We start from the raw sequence: 19,707 nt of genomic DNA, 5'->3' as shown, positions 1-19,707 counted from the left end.
ATTTCTCCAGCATTCGTCATTTCTCCATTTCCCATTTCCCGGCGGCTCGCCTAGTACACCGCCCATGCATCCGTTTCTCGATGAAGGCTTTCATGTCCGCTGGTCCACGCTGGTTCCGGAGGCGGTCGAGCCGGACATCCGCGCCGCGCTGGAAACCGCGAAGGCCAATCTGGAAGCCGTCTGCCAGGTGAAGCCGGAAGAGGCCACCTACGGGAACACCTTCGGTGCCTTCGAGAAGGCTAGCGATGCACTCAATCTCGCTTGGGGCCGCCTCCAGCACCTCGATTCCGTTTGCGACGAGCCCGCCCAGCGCGCCGCCTTGAATGCCATGCTCCCGGAGGTCTCCGAGTTCTACGCCTCCATCCCGCTCAATGAGCGCATCTGGTCCTCGCTCAAGTCCTTCGGCGAGTCGGAGGCGGTTTACTCCCTCTCCCCGGTGCAGCGCCGCTACGTCATGGAGACCATGCTCGACTTCGCCCAATCCGGCGCCGACCTCCCGCCGGAGAAGAAGCAGCGCGTCGCCGAGATCGAGGCCGAGCTGTCCAAGTTCACCAAGCAATACTCCGAGCACGTTCTGGATGCCACCAATGCCTGGGACCTCGTCATCACCGATGAGTCGAAGCTCGCCGGCCTGCCCGCCTCCGCGAAGGCCGCCGCCCTCGCCAACGCGAAGACCAAGGGTGTCGCTACCGAGGAAGCCCCCGCATGGCGCTTCACCCTGCAGATGCCCTCCATGTTCCCGGTCATGCAGCACCTCGATGACGAGGGTATCCGCAAGCAGGTCTGGGAAGCCTCCGTGAAAGTCGCCAGCGAGGGCGATCACGATAATACCGACCTCGTCTGGAAGATCCTCGAGCTCCGCCGCGAGAAGGCCGCCATCCTCGGCCACGATCACTTTGCGGATCTCACCCTGCAGCGCCGCATGGCTCGCACCGGCGAGACCGCGCTCAAGTTCACCGAGGACCTGCACGACCGTATCGACAAGGCCTTCCACCGCGAGTATCGCGAACTCTGCGACTATAAGGGCCGCAAAACCGACACCGAGGTCGATGGCCTCCAGCCGTGGGAATATGCCTACTGGTCGGAGAAGCGCCGCCAGGAGGAATACGATCTCGATGACGAGGTCCTCCGCCCCTACTTCCCCGTCGATAAGGTCATGGCGGGTATGTTCGATCTCTGCTCGAAGCTCTTCGGCATCACCATCCAGGAGCGCGCCGCCGTTTTCCATGAGCGCGGCCAGCGCCCCGCCACCGCCTCGGAGAACGAGATCGAAGTCTGGCACCCGGAGGTGAAGTTCTACGACCTGCGGGATACCAAGACCAACGAGCACCTCGGTTCCTTCTATGCCGATTGGCACCCGCGCGAATCGAAGCGCGGCGGCGCATGGATGAACTGCATCTTCACCGGCCACCCCGGTGGGGATGGCGCTGCCCGCGAGCCGCACCTCGGCCTCATCACCGGAAACATGACCCCGCCCGTGGATGGCAAGCCCGCTCTGCTCACGCACGGCGAGGTGGAGACCATCTTCCACGAGTTCGGCCACCTCCTCCACGGCCTGCTCAGCGAGGTGCAGGTGAAGTCTCTCGCCGGCACGAACGTCCCTTGGGACTTCGTCGAACTGCCCTCCCAGATCATGGAGAACTTCTGCTGGGACCGCCGCTCCCTCGATTTCTTCGCCCGCCATCACGAGACCGGCGAGCCGATTCCGGAGGACCTCTACCAGCGCATGATCGCCGCGAAGAACTACATGAGCGCCACCGCCTTCATGCGGCAGCTCTCCTTCGGCAAGCTCGACCTCGAGCTGCACACCCACCTCGATCGCTACAAGGGCCGCGACCTCGATACCGTGGACCGCGAGATCCTCGCCGAGTACCGCGTCCCGCTGAAGACCGACTCGCCCAGCATGGCGCGCCGCTTCAACCACCTCTTCAGCTCACCCACCGGCTATGCCGCGGGCTACTACTCCTACAAGTGGGCGGAGGTGCTGGATGCGGATGCCTTCACCCGCTTCGAGGAGAATGGCGTGATCGACCCCGAGTCCGGCTATGCCTTCCGCGAGCACATCCTCTCGAAGGGGAACTCCGAGCCGGTCGATGAACTCTTCCGTCGCTTCATGGGCCGGGATGCCTCGCTCGATGCCCTGCTCAAGCGCTCCGGCCTCGCCGAAGAAGAAATGCTCCTCGCCGCCGAAGCCCGCGCCCAAGCACTCGCCTGATCGCCGCCACGGCAGGGACCGTTCTCCGAACGGTCCGGCTGGAGGCGCTCCAGATCTCCGCGTCTTTGGCGACCTCTCTCCCGCTCTCATCGTCTTCATGTCCCGCACCGGCATCCTCTTCCTCGTCTCCGGCCCTTCGGGTTCCGGGAAATCGACCCTCTGCCGCCGCCTCGCAAAGGATGGCGAAGCCGAGTTCTCGATCTCCTGTACGACCCGCCAGCCGCGCTTCGGGGAGACTCACGGTCGCGAATACTTCTTCCTCACCCGGGAAGAGTTCGCCGCCAAGGTCGCCGCCGGTGAGTTCTTGGAACACGCGCTGGTTCACGGCAACCACTACGGCACCCTCCGCAGCGAGGTCCTCGGCCGCCTCGCCAGCGGCATCGATGTCGTCATGGACATCGACGTCCAAGGCGCCGCCCAGGTCCGCGCCTGCGATGACGAATCCATCCACCTCGCCTTGGTGGATCTCTTCGTCATGCCCCCAGACGAACAGGAGCTCGCCGCCCGCCTCAACGGCCGTGGCACCGACAGCGCCGAGGTCATCGAACTCCGCCTCCGCAACGCCATCGACGAGATGCGCCACTGGCCGGAGTACAAGTACCGCCTCCTCTCCGGCACCCATGAAGAGGACTACGCCAAGTTCAAGGCCCTGCTATTCGGCGAGCGCCTCAGGGTCGCCCGCCTGAAGAGGGATTGATCACCCGCCTATCCTCAACGCCCATCCTCCGTCCGAGAACGGCACCGCCTCCCAGAACGGCAACGCCGTTCCCTCCTATAGCCCAGGGTTGGCCGACGCAGGAGGCCTACCCTGGGATCCCACCGCCAAATGATTTCAACCCCAACGGGGTTGCCTCGGTCCCCAAGCCTGATGTAGTCCCCGCGAAATGCCCCAATCGCTAACAAACCTCCTGATCCATCTGATCTTCTCGACCAAGGATCGGCAGCCCTTCTTCAGCGATCCCCAACTCCTCGTTGAACTCCATCATTACCTCGGAGGCATCGTAAACCATCACGGCGGTAACTCCATCATCGCCGGTGGTGTCGCTGACCACGTTCACCTTCTCCTCGTTCTCCCGAGAACCCTGACCACCTCCGATCTGGTCCGGGATCTCAAGCGCGCATCAAGTCTCTGGCTCAAATCCCGACACGCCGACCTGAAAGACTTCTCATGGCAAGGCGGTTACGGTGCCTTCTCCGTCGGCCAAGGCGAGATCGAGGTCGTCCGCACCTACATCGCGAATCAGGCTGAGCATCATCGCAAACGCTCCTTCCAGGAAGAGTACCGCACCTTCCTCGAAAAATACGGCATCTCCTACGACGAGCGCTACGTCTGGGACTAGCGAGGCCCCGGGCATCCTCCTGCTCCGGCGCCATTCCAGTCCAAGAACGGCAACGCCGTTCCCTCATAAAGCCCAGGGTTGGCCGACGCAGGAGGCCTACCCTGGGTATCACGCCCGATGATTCCAACCCCAACGGGGTTGCCTCAGGCCGGAACTCACCCCCTCGCCTGAAAATCCACGCCTCGCCTTTCTGCGGCAGAGAATCCCCACAACCCGGAATCACAAATTTCCCATTTGCGGCTGGCAAGCATCTCCATCTGTCCTCTTCCCATCCCGTCTGCTACCCTCCTCTAACAGCCCGTATTCCCCCCTCCCGAAACTTTCTCAAAACAACAGACATTTCATGACTTTCCCCGCTCCCGTTCGCCCGCTTCCCACCCGCGCCGGAGCACACTCCTTGCAACAACCGCGCCCATTCACTGGTATCCGATTCGTGCGCTCATCCCTGCTTCTTCTACTCGCCCTCCCCGCCATGGCCGCGCAGCCGGTCCTCTGGATCGAAGGCGAATCTGCCACTGAGTCGAAAGTCCTCAAACACCCTTGGTATCACGGCGAGGTCAAGAAGGACGAACTCTCCGGCGGCGACTTCCTTTCCCATTTCGAGAAGGAATACCCGGGCACCGCCAGCTACGACCTCGAGATCGCCGAATCCGGCGACTTCGAACTCTGGGTCCGCGCCAATCCCGTCCAAGCCAAACTCTCCTACCAACTTGACGCCGCCGCCTCCCAAGCCATCGACATGGAGAAGCGCCAGAGCGGCAACGTGAATATCGCCAGCAACGACAAGCCCGACCTGCGCTTCCTCGCCTGGGCCCACGCCGGCACGCTCAAGCTGACCAAGGGCAAGCACCGCCTCTCCTTCCGCTTCGATAGCGAGAACTCCAACCACGGCAGCCTCGATTGCTTCGTCCTCGCACCCGCCGCCTCGAACTTCACCCCGATGGGCATCCTGAAGCCCGCCGAGATCGCCGCGCAGAAGGACAATCTCGCCAAGGCCAACCAAGGCTGGGTCCCTTGGCTACCCGCCAAGGACCGCTTCGAAGGCGCACTTCTTAACCTCCGCCCGCTGAACGAAAAGTTCGCCGGCGAGAAAGGCGGCATCGGTGTGAAAGGCCCCGACTTCATCTATCGCGGCACCGGCGAGAAAGTCCGCTTCTGGGCCGTGAATGGCCCGCCGCACGAACTCAAGGGCGAGGACCTTGCCGAGTGCGCCCGCACCTTGGCCAAGCGCGGCGTGAACCTCGTCCGCCTGCACGGTGCGGTCTTCGACAACAAGACCGGCACACTCGACCCGGCCAAGGTCGCCCACATCCACGAGATTGTCGCGGCGATGAAGAAGGAGGGCATCTACTCGCACCTCTCGGTTTACTTCCCGCTCTGGCTCACTCCGGAGAATGGCCCCGGCTGGCGCGAGGGCTACGACGGCAGCAAGCATCCTTTCGCTCTCCTCTACTTCGAGCCCGAATTCCAGAAGCTCTACCGCGGGTGGATGGAAGCCCTGCTGACGAAGCCCGGTCCGGACGGCAAGAAGCTCACCGATGAACCCGCCCTGATGGGAGTCGAACTCATCAACGAGGACTCCTTCTTCTTCTGGACCTTCGATGAGAAGAATATCCCCGCGCCGCAGCTCCAGAAGCTGGAGAAGCAATTCGCCACCTGGGCGGCGAGGAAGCACGGCTCGCTCGAGAAAGCCCGGGCGGTCTGGAAGCTCGATCATTCCCACGATGCCAAGGACCGCGTCGGCTTCCGTTCCCTCTATCAGATCTTCACGGACAAGACGCTGCGCGACCAGGATACCGCCACATTCCTGATGGAGACGCAGCGCGGCTTTTACGAGGACAGCACCAAGTGGCTGCGTGCCCAAGGCTTCAAGGGCCTCGTCACCGCCTCGAACTGGACCACCGCGAACAACGACATCCTCGGCCCGCTGGAGAAATACAGCTACATGCCCGGGGACTTCATCGACCGCCACGGCTACTTCTCCTGCCAGCATAAGGGCGATGCCGCCGAGTGGTCGATCCGCGATGGACATACCTACCGCGACCGCAGCGCCCTTCGCTTCGAACCGGAGGAACCCGGCAAGCCGCTCGATTTCTCGCATCCCTCCGCAGATCCGATGTTCAACGGCAAGCCCTCGATGATCTCGGAGACCACATGGAATCGCCCGAACCGCTACCGGGGCGAAGCCCCGCTTTTCTACGCCGCGTACGGAGCCCTGCAAGGCAGCGATGGCATCGTCCACTTCGCGCTCGATTCAAAGGACTGGTCGGTCAAGCCCGGCTACTTCATGCAGCCGTGGACGCTCATGTCGCCCACCCAGATGGGCCAGTTCCCGGCTGCCGCCGCGATCTTCCGCCTCGGCTTGGTAAGGGAAGGGGACGTGCTAGCCGATATTCCGCTCACCTTGGAGGACGCCCTCGCACTGAAAGGCAGTCCGCTGGCCCCCGGCGCGAGCCTCGATGAACTCCGCAAGGTGGATGCTCCCGGCGCTCAAGTCCCGAAGGGCGAAGACGGTATCGATCCGCTGATCCACTATGCGGGTCGTACTTCCGTCCGCATCGGCCAAGCGGGCCCATCCAAGCTTGCCGATCTCTCCCGCCTGATTGATCGCGACAAGAAACTCGTGAAGTCCTCGAACGGCGATCTGCAGTTGGACTATGGCAAAGGCCTGCTGACATTGAATGCACCCGCTGCTCAAGGAGCGGTGGGCGATCTCGAAGCTGCGGGAAGCTTGGACCTGAAGGATCTCTCGATCCGTTCGTCGATGGAGCTCGGTCAGATCGTAGCGGTCTCCTTGGATGGCAAGCCGCTCGCCAGCTCCACGCGCATTCTCCTGCAAGTGATGAGCGAGGAGAAAGCCAGCAACTTCACCACCGAACCGGCCGGCGGCGGTCGTCTCAAGATCACGGCCATCGGGTCGGATCCTTGGCTCGTCCGCAAGCTGGCGGGTGAAGTGAGCTTCAAGCGCACGGATGCCGCGAATCTCAAGGTCACAGCCCTCGATCCCAATGGCATGCCTTCCCGTGTCGTGGGCAATGCGGCCGGGATCACGCTACGCGAAGACAATCCCTACTATCTTATCGGGCCCACGGAGGAGTGATCGGGGTACTCGACAAGCTCGCAAAGGATTAATGATAAGAAGGTCTGAGCTAAGTGATTTATGTTTTGGCTTGTCTTGAGGGTCGGTGGGGAATAGCTGTGAGACTCCTCCCCCGGAACCTCCCGATCCGTTTATGAACACCTCCCTCCCCCGGATGGTTGTTGGCCTTGGCCAGACAGCCTTAACCCTGATTGTTAGTTTCCTCCCTTACATCGCGCAGATCCAATCGGTGTCCGCGCATGTAAAGCCGGCGATGCCGGACTGCGGCTGCCGCTCTACCGCGTCTGCGCCGCTTGCGAAGAATCCCCGCGCCATCGTCCCGCAGAAGATCTTCGTGATGCTTCCTGCCCAGGTCTACTCGAAGAATTCGATGGCCATCCTTCATGACTCCGGCGAGGTGGCCGTGGTCCCGGAAGACAAGATCGACAAGAACGGCAAGCTCGGGAAGTTCAAGCGGCTCTACGGCTTCTGGAGCAACTCCGCGGCACCCGTGGAAATCAAGGTCGCTGCCGGCGGTTCGAAGTTCACGATGAAGGTTCCCGGGGGCAACACCGTCTCCGCAACCCTGAACAAGACCACTGGCCTGGCCATGGTAAAGGTGAAGGGCAAGCTCAACGGCCAGAAGTTCGCGAACTCCTCTTTCGTGAATATCTCCGATCATGGCACCTTCTGGTTCGAAACGGCCAGCAAGTTGCAGGCCTACTCCAAGACTTGGGCCGGCATGCGTTTCAAGGCTGACTATAGCGCCCTTCTCGGGGCAACCGCGGCCCCGCGCGGATCCGTCAACACCACCGTGCTTGGCACCGCCGAAGGTGCCGTCATGGGTAACTACGGCTGGCTGCTCACCAAGCTCGCCGCGATCTCTGCCAGTATTGTCGGCGGAGGCATCGAGAATATGGCGGCCTTTGAGCCCTCCACCGTCTTCGCTTCCATCATCGGCCTCGGATTGGCGATCACCGGCTTCTACTCCCCCGTCAAATATGGTGACCCGGCGACACACACCGACGTGGCGAACGGCGTCTTCGGTTCCATCGATACCGGTGACCTTGATGTCTACGGTGCCTTCATCGCCCAGATTCTGGATCTTCTCCGGCTCGGCGGTGCGCTTCTGAATTCCAGCACGCTGTGGACCCTCATCACGGAGGTAATGAACGAGTTGCTGGAGAAGCCCACGCATACTTTGGCAAACGGCATCGTACTCAAGATCCTCTACACTTGGCCTGCGGATCAGTCCGATTTGGATACCTCCACGACTTTCCTCGGGGAGTCGGTCGGCTACGCCTGCGGTTCCAGTTCCGACTACCTTGATTGGACCGGTGATGATACCGGCACCGGCGGGCTCGAGCAGGTTACCTGCTTGATCTCCCAAGCGGCGGAGGACCAGGTGCTGCCCGCAAACTTCGATATTACCGCGAAAGCGGGATGGTACGCACCTGCGGGCGGCAGCGGCCAAGCCTTCCTCGAGATGTATCTGCAGAATCCGGAGACAGGAACCCTGTATGGGCCGCGCCGGCAACTGACGATCAACCCCGGTGTCCAATCCGGCTGCGCGGCTACACCTGTGGGTTCGGCAAGCTTCGTTTGGGATGCCGCGAACACGCGTCTCACTTGGACTTTCAACTGATTCTAGGATCGGCTGGCTGACTCCTCCCTATGGCTCCATCGTCATCACCGCGGCCCCGCCTGCTGCTGATCGCTTTGGCTCTCGTCATAGGGGGAGTTGGCTGTTTCCTCGCCTTGCGGCGTCCCTCCGGGGCCCCGTCGGCTGCGCCGGAAGCGGGTTTGTCATCGCCCCGGCCCGCCGTCGCACCTCCGGCTTCCGCTTCGGCGAGCCCGGACTTCGATCCGGCTTACCCGCAGTGGACGCCGACGGAGCGCTCCGAGTATCTCAAGAAAGCGGCCGCGCTGAAAGGCACTCCCCGCACGGAATTCATCAAGTCCGCTTACCGGGTGGAGTTGGACCCGTTCATGCGGGTGGAGATCCTCTCTTATTTTGAGGACGGGGATCCCGAGCCGGGCCCAACCCAGCTTCTTTCCCTGCTGGTGCAGACCGAGCCGGATGCGATGGTGCGGGAGGCGATCCTCATGACCGCCAGCACCCATGGCGACCTGGGTAAGCCGATCTTGGACAGAGGATTGCAGGATGGAGAGGAAGACGTGCGGGTTCTCGCACGCGAGCTGCTGGACGAAATGGCGGAAGGAGAGGTGGCCGTGCCCGATCCCCGGGCTGCTATGGGCGCACCGGTCATCCCCGGACGATGATCCGCGACTTCGGCTTGGACCTTTGCGATCCGCGGGTATCTATCGCGCATGAATATCGTCCTCGGCATCACCGGCTCGATCGCGGCTTACAAGGCGGCGGATATCGCCTCCCAGCTTGTGAAGGCCGGACACGAGGTGCACGCGGTGATGACCAAGGCGGCCACCGAGTTCATTACCCCGCTCACCTTGCAGGTCCTCACCCGCCAGCCGGTGCTTGTCACGCTGGAGGATGAGAAGCAGAGCTGGAAGCCGGGGCACATCGAACTGGCAGATCGCGCCGATCTCTTTCTCGTCGCCCCCGCCAGCGCCGATGTGATCGGAAACTTTGCCCATGGCTTGGCCCCGGACCCCCTCGCTTCGATCTATCTCGCCCTGCCGCGCAGCACGCGGGTCGTCATCGCGCCCGCCATGAACGGGAAGATGTGGCAGCATCCGGCGGTGCAACGGAACGTCGCCAAGCTGCTGGAAGACGGCTGCACTTTCATCGGTCCGGCGGAAGGAGACCTCGCTTGCGGATACCAAGGAGTCGGCCGCATGTCGGCGGTAGAGGAGATTCTGACTGCCTTGCCCTGAAAGCTGTCGGACGAGGGGTGGCCCGTTGTATTGCGTAGGTCGCTGACAATTCCCCCTCTAGCCAAATGGCCGGAAGTTTGGCAGCTTGATCCTGTTTCAAAACCCACTTGGCCTCCCATCTATGATTCAAAACGTCATCGTCCTCGGCGCTGGCAGCGCCGGCCTGATCGCCGCTCTTTCCATCAAGCGCAAGATTCCTCAACTCCGCGTGCGCGTGGTGCGCAGCCCGGATATCGGGGTGATCGGCGTCGGGGAAGGAACCACCCCGAATTTTCCGCGGCACATTTTCGATTTCCTCGGAATCTCCCGGAAGCGTTTCTACGAGCTGGCGGAGCCGACATGGAAGCTGGGCATTCGCTTCCTCTGGGGTGAGCGTGGCCGCTTCGATTACACCTTCGCTCCGCAGCTTGATGTTCACTTCGGCGATCTGCCGCGCCCGAACGGCTTTTACTGCGATGACGAGTTTTCCAATGTCGACCTGACTTCCGCGCTGATGCGCGAGGGCAAGGCTTTCGGCAGGCAGCAGAACGGTGCCCCGGATATCCAGCCCTGGCACGCCTTCCACATTGAGAACAAGCTTTTCGTCGACATGCTGGAGATCGTGGCCCGTGAGGCGGGCGTCCAGTTTATCGATGGCCGGGTGACCGGGTCCGAACGCAATGAGAAGGGCATCACCGCGGTCCATCTGGAAGACGGTCAAAAACTGGAAGGTGATTTCTTCATCGATTCCAGCGGCTTCCGCAGCGAGTTGCTGGGGAAGACCTTGGAGGAACCCTTCATCAACTTTGACAAGACCCTCTTCTGCGATCGCGCCGTGATCGGCGGTTGGGAGCGCACGGACGAGCCGATTCTACCCTACACCACCGCCGAGCAGATGGATGCGGGCTGGGCTTGGCAGATCGAGCACGAGCGGCACATCAATCGCGGCTACGTTTACTCCTCGCAAGCGATCAGCGACGATCAGGCCGCCGAAGAGTTTCTGAGGAAAAATCCAAAAGCCCCGCAATCCCCGCGGGTGGTAAAATTCCGCAGCGGATGCTACCGCCGCATGTGGGTCGACAACGTCGTAGCCATCGGGAATGCCGGTGGCTTCGTCGAACCATTGGAAGCGACCGCGCTGATGATCGTCTGCTCACACTGCCAGACCCTTGTGGACTTCCTGCTGCACAGCGAACTGGAGCCTACCGATTCTTTCCGGACGCTTTACAACGATCTTACCCATGCAACCTGGACGGACATCCGGGACTTTCTGGGCCTGCACTACAAGGCGAACACGGCATTGGATACGCCCTTCTGGAAGCATTGCCGGGCAGACACCGACCTCTCGGGCATCCAAGCCCTGATCGACTTCTACGAGGAGAACGGCCCCACCGGTTTCTGCCGTTACCGCATCCCGAGCACCCAGAACGACTTCGGGATCGAAGGCTATTTCGTCATGCTCGTCGGCAATCGCTGGCCGCATCGCAAGCCGCACAAGGCGATGGCGGGAGAGAAGGCGGCTTGGGAGCGACATCGTTCGGCCAACATCGCTGCCGCCCGCAAAGGTATCGACGTGAAGGAAGCACTTTCCTACGTCAACCACCCCGGCTGGCAGTGGAACTCGGACATGCAGAAAAAGCAAATGGCAGGAGTTTAGACCTGCTTCCACAACCTGATCGCTCAAGAGGGCTCCCGAATTGGGAGCCCTCTTTTTGAGGGGACGATCCGGTTTTATGACACAATGAGGTGCAAGGTAGGCGAAAGCTTCTGAGAAGCGGTGTGAGGGTGGAACCCTACAACCAAGCCCGCTCCGAAGTGGTATGACAACTAGGGTTGAAACGGTGGTTTGATCGCAAACGAGGCACACGGGAGTCTGGTCATTTTAAACATGTTCTACTGGCAAAATGCCTAATGGAGCTGCAGATCTTCCTAGAGCTACAAGGCTTTGGGGAGCGCTGCCTCGGAAGATTTCGGTTGAAACGAGCTTGATATGTGAAACCGGTGGGGCTGGCGGAATTGACCACTCCTCCATCGACCCACAGACCCCGGTTGAGGTCATCAACCGTAGAACCCGACCCTGATCCCTCCCGCGGCAGCGGAACATGCCGGCTTCCCCTATCTGGGAGGCGGGCGTGTGTCGCCCGTCGTACGGGCAGGCATCGCAAATCCGACAACCCGATGAGAACCCCAAGATACAAGACTCCCACGACGCGCGCCGCATTGGCCGCGACTGCTTCCCACAATTCCCGTTGGTTCGCCGCCCTTGTGGCAGGTGCGACGGTACTCAGCGCACCCTTGGCCCTCGCCGTGGACAACCTCTGGACCGGCGCCGTGGATAACGACTGGAACAAAGCAGACAACTGGAGCCTGAACCGCGTGCCGACGAATGCAAACGGCGCGCCTGAAGGCGATACTTTCGACGACGCCGTGGTGAATTCGCTGACGAATTTCCCGGTCATCGTAGCCGATATTGCCGCCACTCCGCGCGACATCATCGTGGGTCTCAACTCCGGTAACACCGGTCGGGTCGATCATCGCTCGGGCGTCGCCCAAAACGGTGGCGGCAATTGGTCCTTCGTCGGCCGCGCCGGCGGAACCGGCACCTACAATCTGGCGGACACCAGCACGACCGGAGGAATCACTACCAACTTTGGCACCGGTAGCGGTAGCCTCACGATTGGCGGCCGCCTTTACATCGGCGGTAACGAAGTGGCGGAAGGCGGCAACGGGACGCTGAACATCAATACCACCGGTAGCCTTTCCATGGGATCGGACTTCGCGGTCGGTGCCAGCAATTCGGTCGGCGTGGTGAACATGGATGCCGGTACGCTGAATACCAATGCCTGGAGTTTTATCGGCAAGCGCGAAGCCTTCGACGGCGGCGTCGGCACGCTGAACCTCAGCGGCGGTACGATCAATCATCTGGGCTCCCGCACCTTCGTGGGCGTGGGGAATGCGACGGGTAGCTTCAATATCTCCGGAGGCACCTACAATGCTCTGAACGCGGGGGACGGAAACACTCAGTTCGTCGTCGGTTCCAACAACCTGGCGGCTTTGAATCCCTCGACCCTGACGATGACCGGCGGCACGATCAACGCGGCGCGCTTGTTCACGATCGGTGGCACGGAAGGATTCGGCGGCGACGGCAATGCCGCGTTCATCAATTCCGGTAAAGGTACCGCCACCATCAACGGCACCAATGCATTGCTGAATGTCACCGGCGAATTCTGGGTATCCCAAGGCGCTGGCAGTACCGGCATCCTGAATCTGAGCGCAGGCGCGATCACCGTGGACAACTGGATGGCGGTGGGCCGCAACGGCGGCAACGGCACGGTAAACATGAGCGGCGGTTCGATCACCAAGACCGGTGGCGGCAACTTCATCGTCGCTGACAACGGCACCGCGATCTTCAACCAGACCGGCGGGGATATCACGATCAACAACGACTTCTGGGTAGGCCAGAGCGGTGGCGGCAATGGAATCCACACCATTAGTGCGGGCACCCTGAAGATGTCGAGCTGGCTCGCGGTGGGTCGCGGCGGTACCGGCGTCCTGAACATCGAGGGCGGCACGGTGACGAAGGATGGAGGCGGCGGCGTCTCGATCGGTAACTTCGAGAATGCCAACGGCACCGTGAACGTGAGCGGCGGTGTCTTCGACGTGCAGACCGGCGATCTTTTCGCCGGTGAGGGCGGCAACGGCAGCGGCACTCTGACGATCACCGGCGGTGAAGTGATCGCCCCGATCGTCCGCGTCGGAACCAACAATACCGTCACGGGTAATTTGAATCTGGACGGTGGAACGCTCCGCACCGGTCTGATCAGCGGCGCGGGTGCCGGCAACTCCAGCGTCGACTTCAACGGTACTCAAATCGTGGCGACAGCGAATGCAGCTGATTTCATTGCCGCATTCGATAGTGCAGATGTGGAGGCGGGAGGATTGAAGATCGAAACTGCAGGAACCACCGTGGGTATTTCCCAGTCCCTCACCGATGGTGGTGGCGGTGGCGGTGTGGTGAAGACCGGGACAGGCAGGCTCGATATCAACTCCTACAATACCTACACCGGCACCACTCTAGTCAGCGAAGGCACCTTGGGCGGAAACGGTGTCCTCATCGATAGCGCGGTCACCGTCGCTGCGGGTGCTGATCTCAGGCCTGGTGCGCCAGCCGGAACATTGGTAGCGAAGTCGGTCACCTTCAGCGGCGCTTCAACGCTCACCATCGAGTCGGGCGAGGCCGGTGCAGGGAGCCTTGAGGTCACGGGGAATCTCAATCTGGCGAACGCGTCTCTGGTCTTCGAGGGAGACTTCACCGCCAGAACGTATGTGATTGCCACCTACGGCACGTTGACGGGCACCATCACCCCGGCTCCGCTACTTCCGGCGGGCTACTCGATCAGCTACAATTTCGAGGGGAACAAGATCGCGATCTCGCGGCCGGCTACGGCTTACGACACCTTCATCGAAGCCGCCTTCCCGGATGCAAATGGCGATCCCGCAATCTTGGCTCCTACCTCCGACCCGGATGGAGATGGTACCGCCAACTCGCTGGAATTCGCGCTGGGCGGGAATCCGGCGGATCCGGCCGACGGGCCGAAGGTGTTCTCGCTGCGCGCCGATAGCGGCGATACCGGCACCGAGCCGGAGCTGCTGCTAACGATCGCGGTAAGGACCGGGACCCCGGCTTTCGGAGGATCGCCATCGCCGACGGCGACCTCGGGCGGAGTTACCTACACGGTGCAGGGCAGCACGGACTTGGCGGACTTCACCACCGGTGTGAGCGTGGTGAGTCCGGTCACGACGGGTTTGGATCCGGCTCCGACGGGTTATGAATACCGGACCTTCAGCTTGAGCGGCTCGAACGGGCTGCCGAGCCGCGGCTTCCTGCGGGTGCAGGTGACACCTTGATTTGTGGTGAACTTGTAGCCCCGGCTGCCGAGAGGCGGCCGGGGCTTTTTCGTGTCCATTTTGGACCCGTGAAGGTGGATTTCCGATAATTTACGTAGAATCACGTAACATTAAAAGTGCGGTGTCGGAAACCTACTCATGGGGTTGCGGGGTGCCGGAGAGGGAAGTCCGATAAGCCAAGGAATAGGCGTTCGGCTGTCTGACAGGTTTATCATATCTCCGGGAAGGGGTTTTATGTCGCAAAGATGTGCATGGATTTGCACAAGCGGAGGGGGTGGCAAACAAAGTTGTTTTCCCCCGAAACGGCCTTGGTATATGGAAAAGGAAGAGTGAGGTCTTACCCGCCTTTCTCTGAAACCCAACCCGAACCCAGAAACCCAGAACCCTCGGTCGAGACCTTTCTCGATCCTCCCTTAACCGTACCCCGGATATCCGGACACGGACCGTCGTCTCTATGAGGCGGCGTCGCTTCGCGTGTCCCTGCGGCCCCGAAACCCGATAAAAACCCCATGAAAAATCAACCGACCCGTACCCCCATCACCCGCGCGTCCTTGACGGCGGCGGCCACGTACAACTCCCGTTGGTTTGCCACGCTTGTCGCTGGAACCACAGTCTTGGGATCCTCTTCCTTCGCCGTGGATAACCTCTGGAACGGCAGCGTGAGCAATGACTGGAACACTGCCGCGAACTGGAGCTTGGGTCGTGTGCCGAACATCGCCAACGGCCAGCCCACGGGGGACAATTTCGACGACGCAACGATCCAGACTCTGACGAACTTCCCGGTCCTGACCGCGAGCCCGGTGGTGCATCCGCGGGATATCAAGGTGGGGAACGCGAATGGAACGACCGGCCGCGTGGACCACCGCGCCGGGACGGCCCGGACCGGCTCCGGCAACTGGATGTTCGTTGGCACGGCAGGCGGCAATGGTACCTACAACCTCGCAGATACCTCCGGCACGGGGGGGGCTTCCACCGGCTTCGCGCAGGGCACGGGTAGCCTGAACGTGGGCGGTCCTACCGGTAGCGGTGCGCGTCTCTATGTCGGTGGCGACGACGGCGGCGGCGACGGTGGCACTGGCCTCCTCAACGTGAACACGAGCGGGACACTCTCGGCGACCAACGACATCATCGTCGGTTCGCAGGCCGGGACCGGGGTGATGAACCTCGATAACGGCACGGTAAACTCCGGCAATGCGGGTGCCGGGGCGTGGGTATACATCGGGGTGAACACCGGTAACGGCACCCTGAACATGAACGGCGGCTCCATCACGGTGAACGGCCGCTTTTATACAGCGCGCAACAACGCGACGGGCCTGGTGAACTTCAATCAGGGCTCGATCAGCACGAACGGCCACTTCATTGTTGCGGAGAACGAGAACGATACCTTCGTTAACCCCAACAACGGCACTTTCAATCACAATGCCGGCACGGTGAACGTCGGCGGCGGCGGAGAAATGTGGGTGGGCCAACGGACGGGTTCCGTCGGGATCTACAATTTCTCGAGCGGCACGATCAACGTCAACAGCTGGGTGGCGATCGGCCGCGACGGGGGTACCGGAACCTTCAACATGAGTGGCGGTACCTTCACGAAGGGCGGGGCCGCCGACCAGCGTTTCATCGTCGGCGCGACAGGGCCCGGCACCATGACGCAGGGCGCGGGCTTGGTCGATATCACATCGAGCCAGATGTGGGTGGGTGAGAACAATGCGGGAACTTACACGTTGAACGGCGGCGAGGTGCGGACCCCCAACGATCTGACGGTCGCGCAGAACGGGAGCGCCACCGGTATCCTGAACCTCAACGGAGGCACCTTGCGCACGAGCAAGATCGTGGGCGGGGGAGGAAATGCCACGGTGCGGTTCAACGGCACCCAGATCTTCGGAACCTCCAACCAGCCGAACTTCCTGGCCGGGAGCGACGTCGCCGAGATCCAGGCGGGCGGCCTGCTGGTGAACAGCAATGGCTTCAACCTCACGGCACCCCAAGCCCTGAGCGGCACGGGGAATGTGACGAAATCCGGCACGGGCACCTTGGCCTTGGTCGGAGCGAGCACCTTCACGGGGACCAGCACGGTCAGCGCGGGCAAACTGGTGCTCGGTACGCGAGACCCTCTAGCCGCAGCCGCGGGAGCCGTGACGGTGGCTAACAATGCCGCATTCGGCGTGACGCTGAGCGGTATCGAGCAGTCACTGACGATCCCGAGCGCGGGCTTCGGCACCGGCACCACGCTGGACATCAATATCGGCAACAATTTCCCGCCGCAGACGGGCTTTGCGCCTCTGAAGGTCACGGGAGCGATCAATCTGGCGGCGAACCTGCCGATCAACCTCACGCATGACTTTCCCGAAACCGGAACCTATGAACTGATCCAGTATGGTAGCAAGACGGGCACGGGGAACTTCGTCATCGGCACCCTGCCGCTGGGAATGGCTGCCACCCTTGACACCGCGACGCCAGGAGTGGTGAAGCTGGTGGTGACCAGCGTGGCTCTGCCGCGTTGGGAAGCGGGCGTCTCCAACGACTGGAACACCACCGAAGTAAACTGGGTCAACACGCTGACGTCGACCGGGACCACCTTCACGAATGGTAACCCGGCGCTGTTCGATGACAATGCACAGGGAGCCGAGTTCAACAACGGCGCGGTAGATCTGAATGTGACGGTTTCGCCGGGTCTCACGACCTTCAACAACTCTCTCTACGATTACACTCTGGCGGGTAGCGGCAGCATCAGCGGAGCCGGTGGCCTGACCAAGCAAGGAACCGCCAACACGACGATCTCCACGACGAACAACTACACCGGCCAAACCCGCCTGGAAGGCGGCACGGTGACGGTGAACACGCTGACGAACGGCGGCGTGGCCGGCCCGCTGGGTGCGGCAAGCTCCGCTTCTTCCAACCTCGTGATTGCCGGAGGTGGACTAGTCTACACCGGTGCGAGCACCACGATCGACCGCGGCTGGAGCTACGACTCGCCCTTGGACAACGCGTTGGGCAGCATCAACATCGCCAACAACCTCACGGTTACAGGCCAACTGATCGCACCGAACCAAGGCAAGCTGCAGAAGCTGGGTGCAGGCACGCTGACGCTGAGCTTCCCGGGTGCCAACGTCCTGGGCAAGGGAGCCGGCACGCCGGCCTCGCTGCGGGTAGACGAGGGCTCGCTGGTGCTGGAGGGCGGCGGCACACAGACCAACTCGGTGACGGGTGAAGTCTGGGTCGGCTCGAACGGGCTGACCGGAGCCACGGCCACGCTGAACAGCACGAGCCTCACCGCGAGCAGCTGGATGGTGGTCAGCCGCGGCAACGGGACCACGGGCTTGGTCTCCAGCCTGACGGCGAACAACTCCACGATCACGACCCAAGGTCTGGCCACGGCCAACCTCTCGGGTGTGGTGGGTCATTCGGCGATCGGCAACATCACGCTGAACAACTCCACCATCAACACCGGTGACATCAACATCGGCGAAGGTGCGGGCGGAACTTCCACCGTGACCCTGAACGGCAACTCGCAGCTCAACACCACAAACCGGGTGTTCCTGGGCAACGAGAACGGTGCCAACGGCACGCTGATCGTGAAGGACACCGCGAGCTTCAACCGCACGGGCGGCTGGCTCTCGATCGGTGGCAACGGCACCGGCACGATCACCGTGCAAAACAGCGGCGTGCTGAACAACACGGCAGGAGACTTCAACATTTCCGATGTGGATAACAGCAACGGCACCCTGAATGTGCAGGATTCCGCGGTGGTGAATGCGGGAACCTTCTTCGTGGGCAAGGGTGTCAACACGATCGGTAACTTCAACATCTCCGGCGGCACTCTCAACGGCGGCACGACCCTCGTGGCGCAGAACGCGACCTCGAACGGGACGATCACGCAGACCGGCGGCACCGTAAACATTGGTAACAACGATGTGGTGTTCATCGGCGAGAACGGCACCGGGACCTGGAACCAGAGCGCGGGTGTGGTGAACACGACCGGCTGGACGGTGGTGGGTCGCTATCAAGGCGCCAACGGCGTGCTGAACATCACAGGCGGCACCTTCAACCAGAACCAGACGGATCGACGCGTGATCGTGGGTGAAGACGGCACGGGAACGCTTTCGGTTTCCGGGTCGGGTGCGCTGAATGTGAACGGTGACCTGCTGGTAATCGGAAACGGCGGCAACGGCAACGGCACGGTGAACCTGGACGGCGGCACGATCACCACCAAGCGGGTGCAGAAGGGTAGCGGCGGGATCAGCGCCTTCAACTTCGACGGCGGCTTGCTGAAGGCCGGTGCCGGAGCGCAGGCGGTGTTCTTCACCGGCATCGACACCGCGACAGTGGAAGACGGCGGCGCAAACATCGATAGCAACGGTCAGACGATCGAAATTACCAGCAGCCTAATGACCGATGGCAACGGCGGTGGCTTGACCAAGCTGGGTGCGGGCACGCTGTATCTCAGCGGCTTCAACAGTTACACCGGTCTCACCACGGTGAGCGCGGGTGCGCTGGGCGGAGCGGGCTTCATCGACGGTTCGGTGCAAGTGGCCACCGGGGCATCGATCGCCCCGGGGAATCCGACCGGGATCCTGGAAGTGGACGGCAACGTGAACTTCGCGACCGGCTCGAACTTCGCGGTGACCATCAACAACGCGAATCCGACGCCTGCCGGCGAACTGGATGTGAACGGCACCCTGAACCTCGCGAATGCGAACCTGACGCTGACCGGAACTCCCACGCTGCCGGTCTACATCATCGCCAGCTACGGAACGCTCAGCGGCGGCTTCGCGAGCACGCCGACGCTTCCGGCCGGTTATACGCTCCAGACGAACTATCTGGGTAACAACCAGATCGCAATCGTCCGGCCAGCTTCGCCCTTCGAGAACTGGGTGGATGACTTCTTCCCCTTCGAAACCGATCCTGCGGTCATCGGAGCGGATGCGGATCCGGATGGCGATGGCGACACGAACGTCCAAGAGTTCATGCTCGGCGGTGTGCCGAACGACGGCTCGAACGGCGCCAAGGTCTACAAGCTGGTGGCGGATAGCAGCGACGGCGGCACGGCCAACGAGCTGCTGCTGACCATCGCAGTGCTGAACGGCACACCGGTCTTCGCCGGCTCGCCCTCACCGAGCGCCGCGACGCAAGGCTACACCTACACGGCCCAAGGCAGCACGAACCTGTCCGCCTTCACGACCCAAGTGAACGTGGTGACTCCGGTCACGACGGGTCTGCCAGCGGCACCGAGCGGCTACACCTACCGGACCTTCAGCCTGAACGGTTCCGATGGTCTGCCGAGCCGCGGCTTCCTGCGGGTGAACGTGACGCCGACGCCCTGAACCGGGTCA

General features: G+C 62.0%; 10 protein-coding genes. All 10 read left to right on the top strand.

The window, feature by feature from the left end:
• The first annotated feature begins 64 nt into the window (after positions 1–64).
• The 10 genes from OJ996_RS06290 (at position 65) to OJ996_RS06245 (ending at position 19,698) form a co-directional block, all read left to right on the top strand.
• Positions 65–2,215, top strand: coding sequence for a M3 family metallopeptidase (locus tag OJ996_RS06290; protein WP_264512360.1), 2,151 nt, complete (start codon positions 65–67; stop codon positions 2,213–2,215).
• Positions 2,136–2,912: a guanylate kinase gene (gene gmk, locus OJ996_RS06285; protein WP_264512357.1), complete on the top strand. Its 777-nt coding sequence runs from the start codon at positions 2,136–2,138 to the stop codon at positions 2,910–2,912. The genes OJ996_RS06290 and gmk overlap by 80 nt, the downstream gene beginning before the upstream one ends.
• A gap of 187 nt (positions 2,913–3,099) precedes the next feature.
• A complete protein-coding gene (tnpA, locus tag OJ996_RS06280) occupies positions 3,100–3,555 on the top strand; it encodes an IS200/IS605 family transposase (RefSeq protein WP_264512356.1) in 456 nt (151 codons plus the stop codon).
• 472 nt (positions 3,556–4,027) lie between these two features.
• A complete protein-coding gene (locus OJ996_RS06275) occupies positions 4,028–6,655 on the top strand; it encodes a hypothetical protein (protein ID WP_264512354.1) in 2,628 nt (875 codons plus the stop codon).
• 133 nt (positions 6,656–6,788) lie between these two features.
• On the top strand, positions 6,789–8,279 hold the full coding sequence (locus tag OJ996_RS06270; RefSeq protein WP_264512352.1) for a hypothetical protein: 1,491 nt from the start codon (positions 6,789–6,791) through the stop codon (positions 8,277–8,279).
• A gap of 29 nt (positions 8,280–8,308) precedes the next feature.
• Entirely contained in the window at positions 8,309–8,917 is a 609-nt protein-coding gene (locus OJ996_RS06265; protein WP_264512350.1) for a hypothetical protein, read from the top strand.
• A gap of 48 nt (positions 8,918–8,965) precedes the next feature.
• Positions 8,966–9,490, top strand: a complete 525-nt coding sequence (locus OJ996_RS06260; RefSeq protein ID WP_264512348.1) for a flavoprotein — start codon at positions 8,966–8,968, stop codon at positions 9,488–9,490.
• A gap of 121 nt (positions 9,491–9,611) precedes the next feature.
• Positions 9,612–11,126, top strand: coding sequence for a tryptophan 7-halogenase (locus tag OJ996_RS06255; protein ID WP_264512346.1), 1,515 nt, complete (start codon positions 9,612–9,614; stop codon positions 11,124–11,126).
• Between the two features lie 521 nt (positions 11,127–11,647).
• On the top strand, positions 11,648–14,377 hold the full coding sequence (locus OJ996_RS06250; protein ID WP_264512344.1) for a beta strand repeat-containing protein: 2,730 nt from the start codon (positions 11,648–11,650) through the stop codon (positions 14,375–14,377).
• A gap of 509 nt (positions 14,378–14,886) precedes the next feature.
• Positions 14,887–19,698: a beta strand repeat-containing protein gene (locus OJ996_RS06245; protein WP_264512342.1), complete on the top strand. Its 4,812-nt coding sequence runs from the start codon at positions 14,887–14,889 to the stop codon at positions 19,696–19,698.
• Positions 19,699–19,707 lie beyond the last annotated feature (9 nt).

The sequence above is a fragment of the Luteolibacter rhizosphaerae genome (genome assembly GCF_025950095.1).
In the GTDB taxonomy this organism is placed as follows: Bacteria; Verrucomicrobiota; Verrucomicrobiia; order Verrucomicrobiales; family Akkermansiaceae; genus Haloferula; species Haloferula rhizosphaerae.
Note: the sequence above shows the minus strand (reverse complement) of the source record. Positions and strands in the feature narration are given on the sequence as shown.

Excerpts from the sequence above, each read along its gene's own strand:
- OJ996_RS06275 (WP_264512354.1), top strand. The coding sequence starts at position 4,028 with ATGGCCGCGCAGCCGGTCCTCTGGATCGAAGGCGAATCTGCCACTGAG.
- OJ996_RS06250 (WP_264512344.1), top strand. The coding sequence starts at position 11,648 with ATGAGAACCCCAAGATACAAGACTCCCACGACGCGCGCCGCATTGGCC.
- OJ996_RS06255 (WP_264512346.1), top strand. The coding sequence starts at position 9,612 with ATGATTCAAAACGTCATCGTCCTCGGCGCTGGCAGCGCCGGCCTGATC.
- OJ996_RS06270 (WP_264512352.1), top strand. The coding sequence starts at position 6,789 with ATGAACACCTCCCTCCCCCGGATGGTTGTTGGCCTTGGCCAGACAGCC.
- gmk (WP_264512357.1), top strand. The coding sequence starts at position 2,136 with ATGCCCTGCTCAAGCGCTCCGGCCTCGCCGAAGAAGAAATGCTCCTCG.
- OJ996_RS06245 (WP_264512342.1), top strand. The coding sequence starts at position 14,887 with ATGAAAAATCAACCGACCCGTACCCCCATCACCCGCGCGTCCTTGACG.
- OJ996_RS06265 (WP_264512350.1), top strand. The coding sequence starts at position 8,309 with ATGGCTCCATCGTCATCACCGCGGCCCCGCCTGCTGCTGATCGCTTTG.
- tnpA (WP_264512356.1), top strand. The coding sequence starts at position 3,100 with ATGCCCCAATCGCTAACAAACCTCCTGATCCATCTGATCTTCTCGACC.
- OJ996_RS06290 (WP_264512360.1), top strand. The coding sequence starts at position 65 with ATGCATCCGTTTCTCGATGAAGGCTTTCATGTCCGCTGGTCCACGCTG.
- OJ996_RS06260 (WP_264512348.1), top strand. The coding sequence starts at position 8,966 with ATGAATATCGTCCTCGGCATCACCGGCTCGATCGCGGCTTACAAGGCG.